The 19,392-nt window shown below is 32.8% G+C and carries 17 protein-coding genes; 3 read left to right on the forward strand and 14 right to left on the reverse strand.

Annotated elements, in window-relative coordinates:
* Positions 1 to 72: 72 nt before the first annotated feature.
* From KPL51_RS15845 to KPL51_RS15875, 7 genes are all read right to left on the reverse strand, one after another.
* A complete protein-coding gene (locus tag KPL51_RS15845) occupies positions 73 to 240 on the reverse strand; it encodes a hypothetical protein (RefSeq protein ID WP_216163502.1) in 168 nt (55 codons plus the stop codon).
* 28 nt (positions 241 to 268) lie between these two features.
* Complete coding sequence (locus KPL51_RS15850; protein WP_216163504.1) at positions 269 to 460, reverse strand: hypothetical protein; 192 nt, start codon at positions 458 to 460, stop codon at positions 269 to 271.
* Between the two features lie 108 nt (positions 461 to 568).
* The gene (locus KPL51_RS15855; RefSeq protein ID WP_216163506.1) at positions 569 to 1,828 is read right to left on the reverse strand and encodes an MFS transporter; all 1,260 of its coding nucleotides are present in this window, start codon (positions 1,826 to 1,828) and stop codon (positions 569 to 571) included.
* 214 nt (positions 1,829 to 2,042) lie between these two features.
* Positions 2,043 to 3,788 carry an FAD-dependent oxidoreductase gene (locus KPL51_RS15860; RefSeq protein WP_224854335.1) on the reverse strand — a complete coding sequence of 582 codons (1,746 nt, stop codon included), beginning with the start codon at positions 3,786 to 3,788 and terminating at the stop codon, positions 2,043 to 2,045.
* The gene (locus KPL51_RS15865; protein WP_216163509.1) at positions 3,755 to 4,510 is read right to left on the reverse strand and encodes a hypothetical protein; all 756 of its coding nucleotides are present in this window, start codon (positions 4,508 to 4,510) and stop codon (positions 3,755 to 3,757) included. Before KPL51_RS15865 ends, KPL51_RS15860 begins: the two co-directional genes overlap by 34 nt.
* A 162-nt stretch (positions 4,511 to 4,672) precedes the next feature.
* Positions 4,673 to 6,535: a DUF2264 domain-containing protein gene (locus KPL51_RS15870; protein ID WP_216163510.1), complete on the reverse strand. Its 1,863-nt coding sequence runs from the start codon at positions 6,533 to 6,535 to the stop codon at positions 4,673 to 4,675.
* A gap of 25 nt (positions 6,536 to 6,560) precedes the next feature.
* Entirely contained in the window at positions 6,561 to 7,748 is a 1,188-nt protein-coding gene (locus tag KPL51_RS15875) for a glycoside hydrolase family 88 protein (RefSeq protein ID WP_216163511.1), read from the reverse strand.
* Positions 7,749 to 7,890: 142 nt separating this feature from the next.
* Here KPL51_RS15875 and KPL51_RS15880 point away from each other — a divergent pair, with 142 nt between their 5' ends.
* The gene (locus tag KPL51_RS15880) at positions 7,891 to 8,772 is read left to right on the forward strand and encodes a helix-turn-helix transcriptional regulator (RefSeq protein ID WP_216163512.1); all 882 of its coding nucleotides are present in this window, start codon (positions 7,891 to 7,893) and stop codon (positions 8,770 to 8,772) included.
* A 15-nt stretch (positions 8,773 to 8,787) separates the two neighbouring features.
* Here the strand turns inward: KPL51_RS15880 and KPL51_RS15885 are convergent, their stop codons facing one another.
* Entirely contained in the window at positions 8,788 to 9,498 is a 711-nt protein-coding gene (locus KPL51_RS15885; RefSeq protein ID WP_216163515.1) for a sialate O-acetylesterase, read from the reverse strand.
* A 247-nt stretch (positions 9,499 to 9,745) separates the two neighbouring features.
* Here KPL51_RS15885 and KPL51_RS15890 point away from each other — a divergent pair, with 247 nt between their 5' ends.
* On the forward strand, positions 9,746 to 10,054 hold the full coding sequence (locus tag KPL51_RS15890) for a hypothetical protein (protein WP_216163518.1): 309 nt from the start codon (positions 9,746 to 9,748) through the stop codon (positions 10,052 to 10,054).
* A gap of 312 nt (positions 10,055 to 10,366) precedes the next feature.
* On the opposite strand, the gene KPL51_RS15895 is transcribed toward KPL51_RS15890, so the two are convergent.
* Together KPL51_RS15895 and KPL51_RS15900 are read right to left on the reverse strand one after the other, a co-directional pair.
* Positions 10,367 to 10,738, reverse strand: coding sequence for a hypothetical protein (locus KPL51_RS15895; protein WP_216163519.1), 372 nt, complete (start codon positions 10,736 to 10,738; stop codon positions 10,367 to 10,369).
* Positions 10,739 to 10,992: 254 nt separating this feature from the next.
* The gene (locus KPL51_RS15900) at positions 10,993 to 11,280 is read right to left on the reverse strand and encodes a hypothetical protein (RefSeq protein ID WP_216163520.1); all 288 of its coding nucleotides are present in this window, start codon (positions 11,278 to 11,280) and stop codon (positions 10,993 to 10,995) included.
* 616 nt (positions 11,281 to 11,896) lie between these two features.
* Between KPL51_RS15900 and KPL51_RS15905 the strand changes: the two genes are divergently transcribed.
* Entirely contained in the window at positions 11,897 to 12,406 is a 510-nt protein-coding gene (locus KPL51_RS15905; protein WP_216163521.1) for a helix-turn-helix domain-containing protein, read from the forward strand.
* Positions 12,407 to 12,559: 153 nt separating this feature from the next.
* Here the strand turns inward: KPL51_RS15905 and KPL51_RS15910 are convergent, their stop codons facing one another.
* From KPL51_RS15910 to KPL51_RS24350, 4 genes are all read right to left on the reverse strand, one after another.
* Positions 12,560 to 14,530 carry a right-handed parallel beta-helix repeat-containing protein gene (locus tag KPL51_RS15910; RefSeq protein ID WP_216163522.1) on the reverse strand — a complete coding sequence of 657 codons (1,971 nt, stop codon included), beginning with the start codon at positions 14,528 to 14,530 and terminating at the stop codon, positions 12,560 to 12,562.
* 59 nt (positions 14,531 to 14,589) lie between these two features.
* The gene (locus KPL51_RS15915) at positions 14,590 to 16,692 is read right to left on the reverse strand and encodes a glycoside hydrolase family 52 protein (RefSeq protein WP_216163523.1); all 2,103 of its coding nucleotides are present in this window, start codon (positions 16,690 to 16,692) and stop codon (positions 14,590 to 14,592) included.
* Positions 16,693 to 16,888: 196 nt separating this feature from the next.
* The gene (locus tag KPL51_RS15920) at positions 16,889 to 18,436 is read right to left on the reverse strand and encodes an extracellular solute-binding protein (protein ID WP_216163525.1); all 1,548 of its coding nucleotides are present in this window, start codon (positions 18,434 to 18,436) and stop codon (positions 16,889 to 16,891) included.
* Between the two features lie 72 nt (positions 18,437 to 18,508).
* On the reverse strand, positions 18,509 to 19,390 hold the full coding sequence (locus KPL51_RS24350; protein WP_216163528.1) for a carbohydrate ABC transporter permease: 882 nt from the start codon (positions 19,388 to 19,390) through the stop codon (positions 18,509 to 18,511).
* Between the last annotated feature and the right edge of the window lie 2 nt (positions 19,391 to 19,392).

The raw sequence follows: 19,392 nt of genomic DNA on the forward strand, positions 1-19,392 counted from the left end.
ATAAAACTAAAAATTCCTTTTTGTAAATAATTGTAAATAAATATCTTTTAAGTAAATAATTAGTTTCTAAATTCATTCAGCGGAATATAAGATATATAGTAATTTTGCAAGATACCGAACCCCTTCAGGCTCTACAACAGGAACATTTTCAACATATTTTTGTAATGTTTCCCTACTATCCATATTAAAATCATATATTTTAACTCTATCTTCTACCATGAAATCATCAGAGGTGTTCATCCTTATAGGACCACCTATTAGCGCTCACTTAAACTTCCCGCCAATAACAATGGCAGTTGCAAAATGAACTAATCCACTTGGACACACAAGTTTGTCTCTCAGAATAAATTGTTTCACTAAATTCATCAATCTTAAAACATAATACACCGGTAACCTTATTATAAGTTTTAAGATTATCTTTTAAATTTTCTTCATCTAAACTGCACTTTTGTAGATACATTAAATTATCCCCCTGTTTAAGATATAATAAAATCCATAAACTTGAATTTCTGTTAACGCCGCAAATTCAGTACTGTTGTGTTTTATCTTAGAATTAGTGTATTGTTTTTTATTCATAAGTCACAAAGTTTCTTCCTATATATAACGCACAACATAATAATATAACACCAGAAAAAATCATTTGAACCTGTTGTCCTTTTACTATCATTCCTAAAAAATTAACATTAAGTATATTAGTAACTTCTATAATCCAAGCACCTAAAAATGCACTACAAAATCCAACTAAACCTCCGCATAAGGCATTTACACCAAGATATATTGTTTTTGATTTTTCAGGTGCACAATTATACTGAAAATTCATTAATGACATACCAATTGCAGCCCATCCTATATTTCCAATCAATGTTGCAATTGGTGTATACCATAGTGCATTTTTCTCCACTGTAAAAACCAACATTATTTGACCAACTGCAATAAATACAATAGCTAGCTGCGTAACTTTTTCCCAGGTAACTTTCATAGCTTTTTTACTCCACCATTTTATTACAATTATTTTTAGAATTGCAACTACGACGGCAAGGGTCATTACATACATATAGCTTAACTTTAATGTTGTTAACTGATATATCCCCAAAAATGGAATTGATATTTGTATAGCGATATTCCAAGTACACCATACAACCATAAATTTTTTAAATGTTTTGTCTTTAAATGGTAAAAGTAAATCTTTTAAATCAAATGATGAACTTATATATTCTTTCTTTGTTTCTTTTACATTAATTAATGAGATAAAATCTATTATAGTTGCAACAAACATTGTTATTGATAAAATAATATATCCTGTTATCATTTTATCCTTACCAGCAAAATAGCTTATAATATATCCCATTATTAAAGCTGCACTTGAACTAGTTAAAATTAACCACTTTTCACGTATTGCAAAATATCTTCCTCTTATTTTTAAAGGAGCTATTGCCATTAACCACACAGTAGTAGCTGGTGACATAAATGCTCCAATAACATGTGCACTAATTAAAATAATTATTACGGCTATTGGTCTCAGATTATTAGGTAGTATTAATGGTATTAAATACATTAGACTAAACAATAACCTATGTATTAATGCAAAAGTACATACAAACCACTTTTCACTCTTTAATCGTTCAACAGCCAAAGCCCCAAATGGTTGCGCCATTGCTGCCATAACTGGAATAGAACTTATTATCCCATTAACAGATTCCTTTATACCTAAATATTCAAGATAGCCTGATAGCAATATACCACTAGCAAGTACTGCAATTATAGTTGTACAACTAGAATCAACAGTAAAAAACTGTCTACTTGCTTTAAATTCATTAGTTCTTCTCATTGATGTAATTTCCTTCGAAGCCTCATCCCCCTTTGTAATAGTCCATCTTACCTCAATACTGCTTATTTAAAATCCATATTTAATTATATAAATTTCCTGTTAATTATACCCATCTTGAATTTGAAGGTATATCTCCTTTTATACATGCTAAATATTAACCCTTCTGCTTTATCAAAGTTTTTTAAAAAGTATAATGGTAACAGTAATATTCAAATCATTTTATTTTCCATTCCATTAATTTACTATTTACAATCTTTCTTATTTTATTCGCATGAGAATATGGCTCACCCTTTCCACCTTTAAATGTAATGATTACATTAAAATCTCCTGCAAATACTCTCTGTTTAAGTATCCTTGATATTTCTTCTCTTAAGTCCACATGTTCATCACCTATTTTTATAAGTGCCATCATTGATTGCGAAAAATATTGAAAGTAGTATTCTTCATCATTATATATAAATTCATTGTATATTTTATTTTTATTGGGCCAGCTTTCGGGGTGCATAAATATATCAGTCAGTAAGGTTACACTATCTCTATCTTTTAATTTACCTATAAGATAAATTGCAGAATGTGCTCGTAATTGGTTGAATTTCCTACTTGTCTCTGGAAGAAAGTCATCCCTCTCCTGAGCAATGTGCCTAAGCATAGGAAGAGCATCCACATCACCAATAAGCCCAAGTGCAAGTGCACTATTTCTTGATATATGCTCATCATTATCTGAAATCCATAACTTTAAATCTGCTTTAATCTTTTCACCAAGACGTTTAGCTGACCAAATAGCTATTCCAGGCTTACTTGTACTTAGTCCATTCTTTATTTCTTCTTCGCTTGTCATCCATTTGAATATGCGTATCTTATGAGGGTGCGATATTACTTCCTCGGTACCAACATTATTTTCCTCATTAAGGCATTTTGTTTCTTTAAGCAATGTGGCAAGTTCTACGTAGGGTACCTCTTTAAGTGAAATCCCTTTCTCAATTGCAAGTAGCGCTACTAATGCTGCTGCTTCACCACATTTTTGCATACTTCTTCTCATTCTTATACATGGTGCAATGTCATGGTTCATTGCAATGCAGCGACCTGCAGTTATAATACCCTCGAATCCTTTTGGCAAAAGTGCTCCCATTGGAATCGGCAATGAAAAATTTATACCCCAAAGACTTGCTGCCACCGTCCAGTCTTGTTGCATCTCACTTTCAAAAGCAACATCTTTTCCATGATTATCAATATTTGAGTAAGCATAAAACAATGGTTTATCAGAAATCTTATCATTTTGATAATCCTCAAGTGTAATATTTTCTTCCCCTTCAATGAATCTCCCTTCTCTAAGTCCTAAAAGAGGAGCAAAACCTAACATTCTTCTGTTTTCTTCATATTTGTCCCACAAATAATTAGGTAATGAGGCCGAATGAACATGAGCATCTGAATATTGTTTTCCATCTAGATGATTAATATATCCACAATCAGTAAAATGATAAAATTCTATCTGATTATTGAGGAGTTCAATTTGCACATTAGAATAGGGCTGTCCTTGTCCGTCAATCTCTCTACCACTATGTAGCTTACAATTTGCTAGGCTACATACCTGTGCATCTGCTGTGCAATCAATGATAACTTTTCCTGCTGCTCGTTTCATCCCATCTATTCCAAACCATTGAATTCCAGTTACTTTGTTTTCTTCATAATAAACACCTGTCAGTATAGATTCATAACAAATTTCCACTCCATTTTTTACAGCTTCCTGCTCACATAAATACTTTTTTAATTCTGGATTAATGCCTACAGCATTAAGATATCCACTGCCTTGCATTTCATTAGCCATTTTATCTATTCTTTCATAATCGCCACCACTAGAGCCATAATAATAACCATGTACACCACCAGCAGTTCCTGTACCTCCAAAACAATTTTGTCTTTCAATGCCTAGTACCTTAAGACCTTTTTTTGCCGCTGTAATAGCGGCGAAGGTTCCCGTTCAATATCAAAAGTTGAAGCAATAGTTGCTAGGCTCCATTTTTTAAGAAAAGCCGGTCTGTTTTGCCAGTAGGAATGCAGTTTATGTCTTGCCTCTATCCAGTCCTCATCATTACTTACGCTATATTTTAATATGATTTCCTTATCAAATCTTCCTTGCTCAAAACAAACATTTTCATTTTCAATAATTTCGCTATTACTAAAAGGAAATAAATTTTCCTCTATAGAGTGGAGCATGGCATTTATACTCTTTGAATAAGTGTATTGTTTAAACTTTGGATGTATTGTTGATGTAGTATCTATAATCTTATCTGCTGTTATTTTTTGAAATCCAGAGTTGTTATGTAGAGTAATTTCATAAACTTCTTCTATTTTTTTCACCTCAATTACTTCTGTTATAAACAATGTATTTATACCTAAATTTTTAATGGCCTTGAAAAGTACTGGTGCCACTGCTGGGATATGCACCATCCCAGCTTCACTTAAGATATTCCTTTGTATCAACTCTTTTTTAAGGTTTTTCCCAAGATGTGAAACTGAATTCCAATTCTTACTACCTATATGATAGCAATCTATAAATTCGTTAGCAACCAGTCCCGTTCTCTCCACTATCAATGTATCATTAATATTTTCACTTGCAATTCCTATTGCCGTGGCCGTAGCTCCACATATAAAAGTAGAATAATGCGATATATTACTTTGCATTTAAGTCATCCCCTTATTAATATTTATAACTATCTTCTTAAGATAATTCCTCCACTTTTCAAACCAATTTATCAACTTTTGTGACTCTTTTTCCTCTGCTACTATAACTTATAGAAAAAGGGCAATACATATAATATGTACTGCTCCTTTTGATAAAGAATCTTACTCCATTTTAAGTTCTATAAGTTTCTTTCCATTCTCACCGTCTATTATAATAATTATGTTATCATGTATTTCCAAGATAGGTGGTTTTTCATAAGCTTTTATGCTATCTAGTGCTTCTGTCTTAACGAAAACTGCACTCGCAATCCAATTTATACCCTTTCCAATTGCTCCTGTAAGTGTAGGAATAATAGTTAATGGATGAACTAAATTAGTGTTAGGTTCAGTATGAATAATTTCTCCTTTTAAATCACCAAGTAAACATTTTATCCCAGCACAGCCCCAATTTAGCAGTGCAGCAGCCGCACCTTGTGAATATATAACTTGATTATCCTTATACGGAACTCTATTTAGTTCATTTGGGATGGCAAACCCACCTTCTGCAATATCAAGTTCCCTATTCGTAGTAATTTTATGAATTCTTACATGCCAAGGAAGGCCAGGTATTATCCAAGAACATATCTCTACGTCATTCCATGGTTTCCATAAGGAGTAGATTACATTCTCCTCTATGGTAAATTCCTCACATCTTCGTCTTGTTCGGTATAAATTATCCTTCTCCGCAAGTGCTAAATTATTATCATAGGCACCCTGTTCAAGGCCATAGTTACCCTTAGAAACACTAAAACCAAATGTATTGGAATATACAAACTTACCGTATTTTGCAGCGCAATGTGCTGGTTCAAATGCTGCGTGCTGCCCAGAAGTAAATGCAAAAACATTTTTACCTGTGAATTCTCTACATAAGATCATTCTTGCCTCTTTTTGAACTGATTTTCTCTTAAGTAAAGGCATTGGAAGTTCTTCTGCTTTCCAGAAAGGATGATCTTCCGAAAGTGCTAAAGGCAAAAATGATTTCATAGCCCAATAAGGAGACCCCGGTGCATTATAACCTTCTGCCATAATTAAATTAGGATAGGCATAACCGATAGTAAGTAATCCATCTGGAGTAAAAATATATTGATTAAACCACCAACGTAAATTTCTAAGAAGTAGTCCTTTGATTACTCCAAAGGGTAACGCCTCAACGCCTGCAAAAGCAAGTCCACCCCAAAAACAACTCTGCGCAAACCTGTAAGTTAAGCTCCTTCCAAAAGCCAAAGCTGATCCATTCTCTGCAAACCAATAAATAAAGTCCTTAGCAAATAATGTTGCTCTTTCCTTGAAAATTTTGCTACGCTCGAGGTCATCATTCTCCATGACCTTTGCATAAATAAGACTATAAAAATGAAAAGCAAAGGGTATATAATAATCCATCTGCTCCGTATCCCCATCTTTATACCAACCACTAGAAAGATAGAATTCATCCAGACGATTCAAATCATGCTCCAACATATCTACGTCCCATTCTACACCAACTTTAAGCAATGCTATATTAACAAGAACACGGAAAAATAGCCAATTGGTATCTACTGTTTCACGTTTATTTGTTTGTCCAATCCAACTAGCTAAGTTTTCTTTTTCCTTTTGGCTTAACCGTTCCCAAGACTTATCTGGTGCAATAAGAAGTGTTAATGCAATAGTTGCGAGTTCCACCATTTTTTGATCACAATCACCAATATCTCCCCAATATTCATCATTCTCTGGGTCAGTACCACTTCTAATGCCTTTTAAATAGACGTCCCAGTTATCCCAATCTCCTCCGCCTGCCAGTAATGGTGCTAGCCCCCATAATGGTCTAGCAAAAGCCTCCATCATAGCCGTTTTTTCATTACATCTTGAAAAAGTATTCCCTAAATCTAAAAACGCTCCATTTTCACTGAAAAATGGTTTCAATGGATCACAAAGCTGTTTTACTGCAAGTGCCAAGTCACTTTTACTTTTCAAAGGGTTATTTGTAATTATAGGATAAACATTTCGCATAATTTCTCTCCTGCCTTTATATATTTTACCAGAATGATTTCCAATCTTTTACGAGTCTAACTAATGCTTCAAAGTAGTAATAATCGCCCCAAATATTGCATTCATCTATACCCTTATTGTGTGGTTTTGCATATACCGCATGTAGCAACACACCGTTTGATTCTGGGCAGTTTTTACTAGTGTAATTTTCCGCAAGAGATTTTACAATATGCATAGCAGCATTCTCATAACTTCTTTTACCAATATCTGTTAAAGGAAGGTTTTTTGATAATTCAAGTAACCCACAAGCAGCGATTGCTGCTGCTGAACTGTCCCTCTCTTCTTCTCCATTTGTAAATATAATGTCCCAATAAGCTACATAATCCTCAGGAAGACGATTAATGAAATAGTTCGTAACTTTTTTTGCAAGAAGGATTAAATCGTAGTCTCCAGTATATTTATAGCTTAGAGGAAATCCATATATTCCCCAAGCTTGACCTCTTGCCCAACAGGAATTATCAGAGTAACCCTGCACGGTTTGTCCGTATTTGGGCTTACCAGTATTGATATCCATAAAGTAAGTATGGTAGCTAGAAGCATCCTCTCGAATTATATATTTCTCCGCTTGTTTTATATGACTTGCCGCTGCATCATGATATTTTTTATCTCCCGTGATCTCACTAGCCCAGTACAAAAGTGGCAAATTCATGCAACAATCTATAATCATTCTTCCTCCATTTTCAGGATCATCTGGGTTTCCCCAAGCTTGAATTATACCGGCTTTTTCAAAATACCTTTCCATCAGCAAATCTGCCGCTTTTATGGCTATGTTCTTTGCTTTTTCACTTCCAGTTAATTTAAAAGCCGCAACACTAGACAATGTATATAAAAACCCTAAATCATGTGTACCAGTTCCAATCCTTTCATCTACTCGCTTTTCATAGCTTTCTAATTGAATTTCTGCTACTTTGCGATATTTCTCATCTTTAGTAACTTCATATGCAAGCCATAGCATACCTGTCCAGAAAGATGAGGTCCATTCTATGTTATCAATAGCTGGATATACATTATGTTCGCTAGCTGGAGCAGGATATTTATAAGTAAAGGTTTCCATATTTTGATCAATTTTATCAATTATAAAACGGATTGCTTCATTGCAGTATTCCTTTGTTAAAGCTGGTGGCTCTGAAAACTTTTCTTTATTTTTTATTCCTTCATTAAATATATTTTTCATGTAGGTATACCTCCTTAAATTAAAAAGCACAAAATATTTAACGCTATTATGCTCTTATTTAAGTATACATTAAATATAAGCTTCTTTTTTATTCTTAGTTGTGATAAAATACCGTTAGCTTGTCATTTTGGGAGGGTTATTAATGAAAGAAATTTTAAATATTGGTTTTAATTATAATTCTCTAAATACTTCTTATGACTTTGCATATCTAATAACAACAAAGCAACAAAATTGGAATATATTTCATATACATGAAGGTATGGAATTTCTATACGTACATGAAGGCAGTGGTTTTGCAATTATTGATCAAAAAATATACGAAATGAGTCCTAGAACCTTAGTTTATTTTAAGCCTTTTCAACTTCATGGTACAAAAGTATATATGGAGGATTCCTCTGTATACACTAGATCCATTTTATCCTTCGAACCTTCTCAATTAGATGTATATTTACAAAGTTTCCCAGACTTAAAGCGCTTTTTTCATATGATTTGGAAGGAACAATTATGTACTCAAATTATATCCTCATTACCTAAAAATAATCCTATTGAGAGTATGTTCAAGTATTTTAATATTAATTTGAAAACATACTCTAAAACTAAAAACTCAGAAGAATTCACGTTATTTATTATATCTTTTCTACAATTTGTAAAAACTATGTGGCCTAAACAAGAGCAAGCAATAGAAGCCATTTCCTCAAGTAATCCCACTTATATTGAAAAAATCATGGAATGGATTGAAGAAAATTACACAAAAGAATTTCATTTAAATCTCCTAAGCACAGAACTTCATTTATCTCAGTATTACATTGCTCATTTATTTCACAATGCAACAGGAGCCAATATTACAGAATACTTAATTGCTCGGAGAATGAGGCAATCTTGCTTGCTCCTTAAAAACAGTAGTTTATCAGTGCAGCAAATCTGCCATGAAGTCGGACTTACTAATGTATCTTATTTCTGCAAGAAATTTAAAGAACATACTGGAAAGACTCCTTTAAAATATAGGACTAGTAGATCAGTATAATATCCATTAGTAATTTTATTTTTCATGTGTCATTTCAATATACTTAATTGCATACCTTTTTCCTAATTCTTTTGCAGCATAAGCATTAAAATGAAGAAAATCTCCAATATGATTAAAACCAGCAGTTTCAACATAGTCATAGTTGTTAATTTTGTCTTTTAAATCTATTATGGCTGAGTTAATAGTATTTACATAAGGATATTGATTTGTATTAAGAAAATCACCAATTTTCCCAGCAATAAAAGGTATATTTTCATCTTTTAAATCTATCCTTAGATCTATAATTGTTTGCAAAAGTCGATCCTTATAATTTAATGCATCTTCTTCAAGTGCAGAATCACTTTCACCCAATAACCATAATATAGCTTTAATTTCTCCATTTTCCATAGCATCTAAGGCTCTTTTTATAGCATTTTCGTACAAATCTCCACCCTTAATCCACCTTTCAAGTTTAGTACCTCCAACAGCACATGGAATTAATCCTATGATGCTGGAACTATCATCTTTTAAAATTTCATTGGCAAAAGTTAAACTAGGACCAACTCCAACTATATCAGGTTTATCAAAATGAACTGGTTCAACAGCTTCTACCCATGAATTGTTTTCATCTAATTTTAATATACGAGAATTAGGTGTTTTATCTTCATTGTTAAGTTCACCTCTGCCCGCCATATTTGATTGTCCAATTAATAAATATAAGTCCAAAAGGACTTTTTCTTTACCCATTTTATGTATTCTCCTTTACATATCCAGTGTACCTGCTTGTACACTGACTGATTTTACTCTTTTAAAAATAATTATAACATATGTGGTCAAAATCATAGGATATTTTGACATGAATATCTAAAGAAAGTTGAAGAATTTAGAGTTATAATTACTTATAATTAATTTGATATATAAAATTAACCCCATAACAAGAGGAGGACGAAAATGAATTCTATGAATGATTCTGATATACATAACATAGCAAATAATGAAAACCTTGAAACAACTAATAATTCAACTTCAAAATCCGTTTCACCTATACCTTTTGCCAGTTGGACAAAGTTTTACCTCAATATTTTTGGATGCACCCGAAATAATCACAGGTCTTACCCATAAAAATGCAACTTTTCCTTTTCGCACGTGGATTAAGGCTAATGAATCCTTTGAAACACCACAAGTTTTCACTATTGTTTATAATAAGCATCCAGAATGGTTTGTAGAAGATATAAATGGAAACCCTATTTCACTTATAATTGATGAGTCTGACAAATATACGTCATGTTTCTGCACTGGCTGATATGGTCATATCAAAGATGTACTTAAAAGACTAATTGTGGACTACAGCCTAGAATATTTAAAACTCGATTTCTCGGTTGTGAGCAGTCCATACCGTTTCGACAATAGTGAATCGGGTTGTTATTCAACAAATCATAAGGGTCATAAGGATCATGCCGAATCTCTATACTCTAACTATGAACCTATGTGGACATTATTTGACGAACTTCACGTTTTAACTTCTGAGCTTTTTATAGATTGCACCTTCGAGACCATGGGTGGCTTACAATTAATTGATTATGCTATGTTAAAGCACGCTGAAGGTAATTGGCTTTCAAATTTCGATGATTTCTGGTCGAACTGCCTCTGGGCACACATACGTTCCAAATTGATTAATGTAGGTGGAACCATCTTTTTTTCGTGACGTAATTTCATCAAATAAACCAGGGTAAACATTTCGTTTAAGAGGGATATCCTCAAGTGTATTACTTGATGTATGCGCATCTGGGTAGATATCTGTGAATAGCTCATACCATCCAGTTGCATAACCTAGTTGTTTCAACTTGCTATCATAATCTTTTTCTGGATAAGGTTTGTGGTTTGCATTCCATATAATTAAAGCTTTATCTATTCCCGCTTTTTTCAGATCCTTAGCAAAATTAACTTCACGAGCCTTGTCCCATACATAGATGTGAACTGCTCCCAAAATCTTCTCTATTGCAGGAAATTTTATATTTTATATTTTTAAATACTATATCATTTTCGACTTATGGAATATGTAAATACAACTCAGCCTGTTTATCCATCTAATAAAATATTTATAAAAATAATTGGTATTACTATTTAATTCTACAAATTTTCATATAAACATACTATAATAAAACTATCAATAAATATAACAAATCTATTATATAAACGCAGTAAAAAATGGATACAATTATTGAATGAAATAAAGTTAAGTTAATTAATTGCTTTTGTTAAATCAGCTATATATACCCTTCTAGTATCATCTGCATAACCATTAAATGCTATATATCTAAAGCTCGAGTCCCATGCTGGATGGGCATCTACTCTTAAACTAAACCCGTATGTTTGCTCCGTTTTAATTCTTATTAAGCACTCATCCTTTCCACTTTTTATGTCTATTAACCGAATAAGAATTGTACCATCTCCAAACGCAACTTCATCTTCAACATTATCTGAACAATGCCAAATATCTTCCTGAAGGGCTAAACGGTGATGTATCAAAAAAAACGGTGTATAATTCTACCCTCATTTGGCGTTACACACCATACGGTTACTTTAGGATTAAATAAGTTATATTCAGGAAATCCTTCTGAAATATTCATATATAAAAGCCTCCTTAATATGCTTAATTCACATACTTATCTTATTATTTTATCAATTTTACTAACTTATTTAAATGAATAATATATATATTTTTTTTACTATTTCATTATTAGTATCACTTAATTACTTGCCACTCTGCAGCTCATCATTGTATAATACAAGGAATATTAAAAAATGCTTTATATGCTATTATTATTTGATGAATGAGGGTGTTATTATGGATTTAGATTATATATCTCCCACAATTTTTTATGTAGTTGAAAAGAAGTGTTCTCCTTCTTAGTCGTTAAAAGAAGAAATAACAGCCTCCCACAATTTGATGTTAGTATTTTCTGGTGAAGTATCAATTTGCATTGGAAGTAATAACCTATGGCAAACAGTTTACGAAGGCAATCTGATATACTTTCCAAAAGGTTGTGTTCGTAAAGCATATACTAATCCAAATAACCTTCTGCATTGTTATTCAATTAAATCCGGCTTTGTTTTGTGCAATCGGGATGAAAAAGGATTTTTTATGGATGAATCAAGTAATACACTATCTCTAAATAATATAACTAGTATTAAACATTTGCATGGATTAACAAACAAATTCATTGAAATTAGCAATGAATGGACAAACAAAAAGAGTGGCTATATTTTAAAATGTAGATCCATTTTTATGGACATTATTTATCTTCTTCATAAGCAATCAAGTTATGGTAATCTTGGCCAATCAGCTATAATTAAAGTGGAAAAAGCTATTGATTATATAAGTGCTCATCATGCTGAAGATATAAGACTCAAGAATATTTCGGATTATGTTGGTCTCAGCGAGGTTTACCTTTGTCAAATCTTAAAGAAAGCAATTAACTTTACTCCTATAGAATATTTACATTTTATTCGTACTAATAAAGCTAAAGATTTACTTTTAAGTGGAGGTTATACTGTAGGTGAAGTATCTGAAATTGTAGGCTATAAAGATGTTTACTATTTTAGTCGCGTGTTTAAAAAAATTATTGGGTGTTCACCCTCAAAATATAAATAGATGTATTTATATATGTTTGAATATTATGTAATGAATTAGGAAGGTGAATCAGATGATCATTAAATATAAATAGAGAAAGAAGCTAAACTAAATAATTATTTTATTTAGCTCCTTTCTCTATTTCTTTACTATATTAATTATTTTACGTGTTACTTAATACCTGTATAACCATACTTCATCAATATGAACAAAATCCTCTGGCCCCCCCTCTGCATTAAAACCGATTGAACACTGCCCATTTGTAATCACGATATCAGACACATTTAATTGAAACCATTTTTTATCACAATCTACATGATTGGTGTTTAAGGATGCAACCACAGGTATATTACATTTAATTGCTTCTCCACCAAAATCCTTTGCTTCCATGTAAAATGTTCCTTTATTTCCTATGCGTTTTACTCTAGCATGAAAACCATACCTACCATTAGTCAAATTACTTGCTACCTGATAAGTATAAACATGAAATGGTGCATCCAATGACTGCTTCATACAAAACTTTCCGTCACCTATAGGGTTCATTGGATCGCGAAGAGGTCCATTTCCCACAATAAACCTAAAGTGTAAATCATCATATATCCCCTTAAAGCTATCTTCTGCTACAAATGACGCATTAAGTTCTCCTAAGCTCTTCCATCCTTTAGGCGCTACTTTTGTCTCCTTATCATCTTCTTCAAAGCTACCATTGGTCAGTACATTTATACCTATTGGGAAATTTGGCAATGCTTGTGGTATTACGTCCTCCACGTATGATTTTACGTCTTTCTTAGTTCCAGAATAATTTGCACCAGCTTCGTATGCCCCTAAGCAAGGGGGATTATGCCTTTTATTTTTCTCTATATCCTGAGATATTCCTGCAATATCCTCACCTTTTCCAATACAAAAAGATGTCTCATTCAACTTATAACCCTCTACCGCTCCTCCCATTTCAGCATTAATAAAACCAGCATCACCTTCAAAACTATTTTTATGAATTCCTTCCTTAGGTATTCCATTTACCCATAAGTTATTTTCAAAAGATATACTAACGTTATCCATACCAATTGAAGTAATCCCTTTAAAAATGTTATTTTTACATTCATTCTCTTTAGGTGTAATTGGAAGATTAATTGCAACTTCAAAGATTTCTCCACGTATACCAAAAGTATCCACAGTGTTATTAAATATTTTAACTTTTTCATAGGTGTTTTGGTAATCTGTATTAACAAAATCATACCATTGCATAAATCCTGACCCTACTCCGGAAATTACATTATTATAAATTTGAATATTTTCATTATGTGCTATAGGCGCATTGTTACTCCAGCATCCAAAATACTCACATCCCATACCAATTCCTGACATTCTCCTTCCACGCTCTTTTCTGTTACGAGTGTCATCAGTACAAGCAATATAATTATTTCTTATGATAATATTCATTGTGCTATCAAGGTATACTCCTACTGAAAGAACATCCTTTATAACGTTGTCTTCTATAAGTATCCCATCACCAAAAATAGGATCTATCCCCTCGCCCCAGCACTCATGTATGTAATTACCTCTAAACACGTTATTATAAGCATATGAACCTACTACAGCAGGCTTTATTGGTGGCTTAAAATAAGTATTAAAAATTTGTGGATGACTTCCTATATCAAAGCAATCTTTCCAAGCTTTAGCAATTAAATATACTTCATTGTTCTCAATTAAACAATTATCTGAGCGTACACTAATACCAAATTGTGCAATATCATGGATAATACAATTTTTTATAGTAATTCCAAAACAATTAAGCATAATGATGCCTGATGCAGGAGAATTACAAAACTCTAATCCATCAAATATGACATACCGCGTCCCGGGTGTAATATTTATAACAAATTCTTTTGGGTGTATATCCGTTACTTTTGAAAAATCAAATATAGGAGTTTTTTCACTATAAGCCTTAAACGTAATTGGATTTTCCTCTGTTCCACTACAGCTAATGTTCATGGGCGAATTAACCTCATATGTTCCGCTCAATACATTTACATTATCACCAGGTTTTACCATCATAGAAGCTTTCAAAATAGTAGCAAAAGCACTAGACTTTGAAATACCGGAATTATCATCACTACCAGAAGTTGAAACGTAATAATTTATCAATTTTATTCCTCCTTGTTGTTAATATATTTGTTCAATATAAATTAAAGTTTAAACAAAAACTACTCTTCAAGCCACAAGATACTTGTAACTCCCCTTGGATAATACTTACTACCAGTAGGAAATCCTGAAACAATTTGATCACTCCAGCACCAATAGCTTTGCTCATTATGAAGCAACCATTTTACATGTGCAGTATCTGCTACATCTGAATTGTCTTTTAAGTTCAATCCAAGTATTTTTCTAGATATAAACTGGCACAAATAGACTTTACTAAGCCATGTGTTATTACTTGTTGAAGATAATTTCCATCCCCCATCTTCAGTTAAACATACTCCAGGAACTAAAATATTGATAAGATGCTGCTTTAACGCCTTTATATAGTTACTATATCTTCCATCCTCATCAAGCGCATCTTTGCATCCTGAAAAATAAGGAAATATTAACCCCTCTATTGCAGGTATTATCTTAGAATTGTTATCACCTTCTAGTACTGCTGGTATATATCCTTCTGGTGTCATATTACTCGCGAGTGTATCTGCACATTTTATAGCTTGCGTTAAAGCTTGCTGCGACAACTCAACCATATTATGCTCCCTAAATATCTTTTCAAGTGCAACGTATGCAGCCCAGCATTTTCCTGCAAGATATATATTGTTTCGCGCTTGTCCTAGAGATGCATCTAAGCTATCGTAAGTAGTGATTTCTGACCCTCCCATTACCCTACTACTATCCAGCTTCATAATTCCGGTTCTCTTCTCATATTCTGGATGATCTCTATTTATCATACTTTGAAAACAATCAACAAAAACACGTAATTTATCTTTTAGCCATTTTTCATCTTTTGTAGCCTCTGAGTAAACAGAGGCACAACATACCCAGTTAACTAACTGTTCTTGCGTCATGTGTGAAAAACATCCCTCTATTCCACATTTCTCATAAGCAGAGTGTCCTTTTCTTGCAAATGCATTAGCTCGTCCCATATCATGTGTAAAGCTTATTCCCCCTGGATATTCACTTTCCTTACCTGGAAATCTTACAGTATCGTAATAGCTGTAAGATTTAACAAACATATCAAGCTCATTTTTTACTGTCCATGGATTCATCTTTATCTCATAAAAGAGTTGATCTACTGTTAAATCAAAGGTATTCATCATTCTGTACTCGCCTTCGTTAACTATCCAAAAAGGTTTTCCCTCATGCTCTAATAATTCTGTACTTCCATAATAGCTTCTAATAGAATGAATCATCATAAACTTTTGATTCTTTGATAAATCTGAGGTATCTACCATATCATTAGACATCATGCATTTTTCAGTAATTTCATCAAAATTAGCAAGTGAATAATCTGCCACATCAATTATATCTTTAAAATACTTCGTGTAATAGTATTTAGTATTCATTCCAGTTGTTACTTTTCCCTGGCGGTAGAAACATACTGCGAACTTATATGTATGCTTAATGCCTGCTGGTACATCCATAATTAAAGCACCTGTTGGTCCTAAAGCAAAATTCCAATTTTCTTCTACTTTTTCAGTTAAAATTGACTCCATACTAAAACCCAATGCTGATTTTATGCCACAATCCTTAGATGCTATTGCAGTCATTGTTCCGCGCCCTACCCCTGCTATTTTACCTTCTGTAACATGATCTAACTGATACATTGATGTATAAATATCATTAGGTTCAAAGCCAAAAAAAGCTCTTCTACTTCTTTTACATTTTGTATTATCAACTGTTATTTGGACAAATACAGCTGGCACTATAGCTTTTTTAATTGAATCACTACTTGCATTTTCAGGATTTGGCACAGAGCAAGCAAGTGAGTAAATTGTGAAGGTTAAATCCCCTGCTTTCCAAGTATCATCACCCAAATTGAATTTTCTAGTTATCTCTTTATCCTCATATGGAACTATGGCTGGTCTGCTTTCTAAGTTCTCATCTTTTTCTAAATCGTAAAGTTTTGACTCATCATCGCCGCCTTTAAAAAATGGTAATGCTTTATAATAACCTTTCTCTTTATCTTCAAGCCCAATAAATATATTTTGATCTGCTGATTGTCTTAGTTCTAACCCAACTCCGCCTTTAGCACCTTTAAATCCCAATGTAAAGCTAGAAAATGCGCCAATTGGTGAATGGTGTGCATTAAAAAAAATATTATCCATTTAATACCTGCCTCCTTGTTTGTTATGTAATTCTTTAATGGACTCTTTAGACTTTACCTTCAATTAGTTATCCATAAATTAATTAGACTAAATTGCCATAATAAAGTACACAAACGTCGAACATGCCAATTCAACGTTTTTGTACTTTATTATATAAAATTTCATTTAACTTACACTAAAATAATTATTATAAGTATTATTTAGATACTGACATCTTCTTATCATAAGAATCTGATATCTCTTTGATCCATTTCAAATAATCTGCATCCGTCTTTAAATTAGCAACATACTTATCCCAACTTTCAATAGGTTCCGCCCCAAGCATTACTTTCATGAATGTCTCAACATATTTTTTGTTGTAATCCGCTCCAATTTTTGACTCAGTGTCTGAATATAAACCAACATTAGGACTTGGTATACTAATCTTAGCTTTTTCGTCTATAATTTTCTTGTTTCTATCTAGCTCTAGCTGAGTTGTTCCTGCCATTGATGCAGTCTGATATTTATCATATTTTTGAGCTATATTTACCATAGTTCCAACAAGATCTGTCTTCGCCTGAGGCAAAACAGTATATTTATCACCTGTCTTATTAAAATGTACACCTTCTATACCGTATTTACCTAATTCCCATCCCTCGTTACTTACACAGAAGTCATAAAATGCCATTATTTTCTTCATTTTATCCTCTTTAACAGTTTTAGGAATAACAAATCCTCCAAAAGAACCTCCATTTTTACCTATATATTTACCATTATTAGCAGATAAAGCAACTAATGGAAGAGTTTCAGCATTAGGAACGGTTTTCTTTATTGTTGCATCATATACCGCGGTTTTTTGCATTGGACTAAAGTTTATACCAACTTTGCTTGCCATTATAAGTTCGCCTTCTTGCTCTGGTTTTAAAACAGCAATATCTTTATGAATTAATCCTTCTGAATATGCTTTTTTTAACCAAACAAGAGCATCTCTAGTGCTAGTATCTGTCCACATCTGAACCATCTTTCCATCTTTGTCAAGTTTAAATCCATCATTACCTGCACCATTAAATATAGATACAATTTCTTTTATTGGACCTAGATCGCCATCAGTTACATAACCAGCGAATCCAACAGTATCTTTTTTACCATTTTTGTCTGGGTCATCATTAGTAAATGCCTTCATTACTGCATACAGGTCATCCACTGTTTGAGGAACTTTTAACCCAAGATTGTCTAACCAATCTTTACGTATACTTACTTGCCCTGCGGATTGACCATCAAGTGGTCTAGGTCTTGGCATCATGTAATTTTTGCCATCAGGCAATTTTGTATTTTCCCATATCTCTGCTGGAAGTGCCGCCAAGTTTTTATAATCCTTATAGTACTTACCTACTTCCCAGAATGCACCTTGAGATGTCATACTTCTCCATTGAGCATTATATGTTTCTATATCCAAAGCCATATCTGGAATATCCCCAGATGCAAGCGTAACACTAAGTTTTTCATTATAACTATTACCTGCAACCCAAGTTATATCTAACTTAGTATTAGTCTTCTTTTCAAATTCCTTTACAACGGCATTATCATTAGCAATAGGCCCTACACTATAAAATACACTCATAATGGAAATTGGGGTTGGTTCTTCTTTTCCGCCATCAGCCACTGCTGCTTTCTTGGTTCCACATCCTGCTAAAAGTGATAATGTAATGGTTGTCATAACCATCATTGCAATTGTTTTTTTAAAAAATTTAGTATTTCTATTCATTTTAGTAATCCCCCTTATTATTTTATTAATATCTATTTTAACGGTTAAACCGATAAAAACTATTTTCATCTTTTATCCCTTTACAGATCCAAGCATTACTCCTTTTGTGAAGTGCTTTTGCAAGAACGGATAAACACACATTATTGGTACAGTAGCGATTATAATTGCTGCCATTTTTAGTGATTGTGGGTTTACAATCTGTGCTGCCGCATCAGGATTTCCAGACCCTTGTGATGAAGTATCAAGTAAAAGCACATTTAATACAATTTGCAATGGCCATTTTTTAAAGTCATTAATATATAAAATAGCATTAAAAAATGTGTTCCAGTAAGTTACCGCGAAGAATAGTCCAAAAGTAGCCATTGCAGGCAATGATAATGGTAATATTATTCTAGAAAAAACTTGAACATCATTACACCCATCAATAATAGCTGCCTCTTCTAAACTTTCTGGAATACTGTCAAAGAAACTTTTAAGTAAAAGCAAGTTCCATCCACTGCTTAATGCTGGAATAATCAAAGACCAAACAGAATTCATTAAGCCAAATTGCCTAACCACCATATAATTAGGAATCATTCCTGCATTAAAAATAGTAGTAAAGACTACAGCAATTAATAATACTTTTCTTCCCATTAAACGTTTTCTAGATAACGCGTAAGCCAAGGCAGAAGTCACTAATAGACTAAGTGCTGTTCCAACGGTAGCAAGAAAAGTTGATACTCCTATAGCTCTTGAAAATAGTGGAGTTGCTAATAGATATTTATAATTTTCAAAGGTAATCCCTTTAGGGTACAGTAACAAATTGGTTTTTAAGTACTGCACAGGATCGGTAATTGATACTATAAATACATAATATATTGGGAAAAAGGTAAGTAATGCCAATATAAGCAAAAACAAATGATTTGAAAAGTCAAATGCTTTAGACATAGTACTTCTTTTAATTTTATTTTTCACCT

The sequence above is a fragment of the Clostridium bowmanii genome, assembly GCF_018861315.1.
Classification (GTDB): Bacteria; Bacillota; Clostridia; order Clostridiales; family Clostridiaceae; genus Clostridium_AD; species Clostridium_AD bowmanii.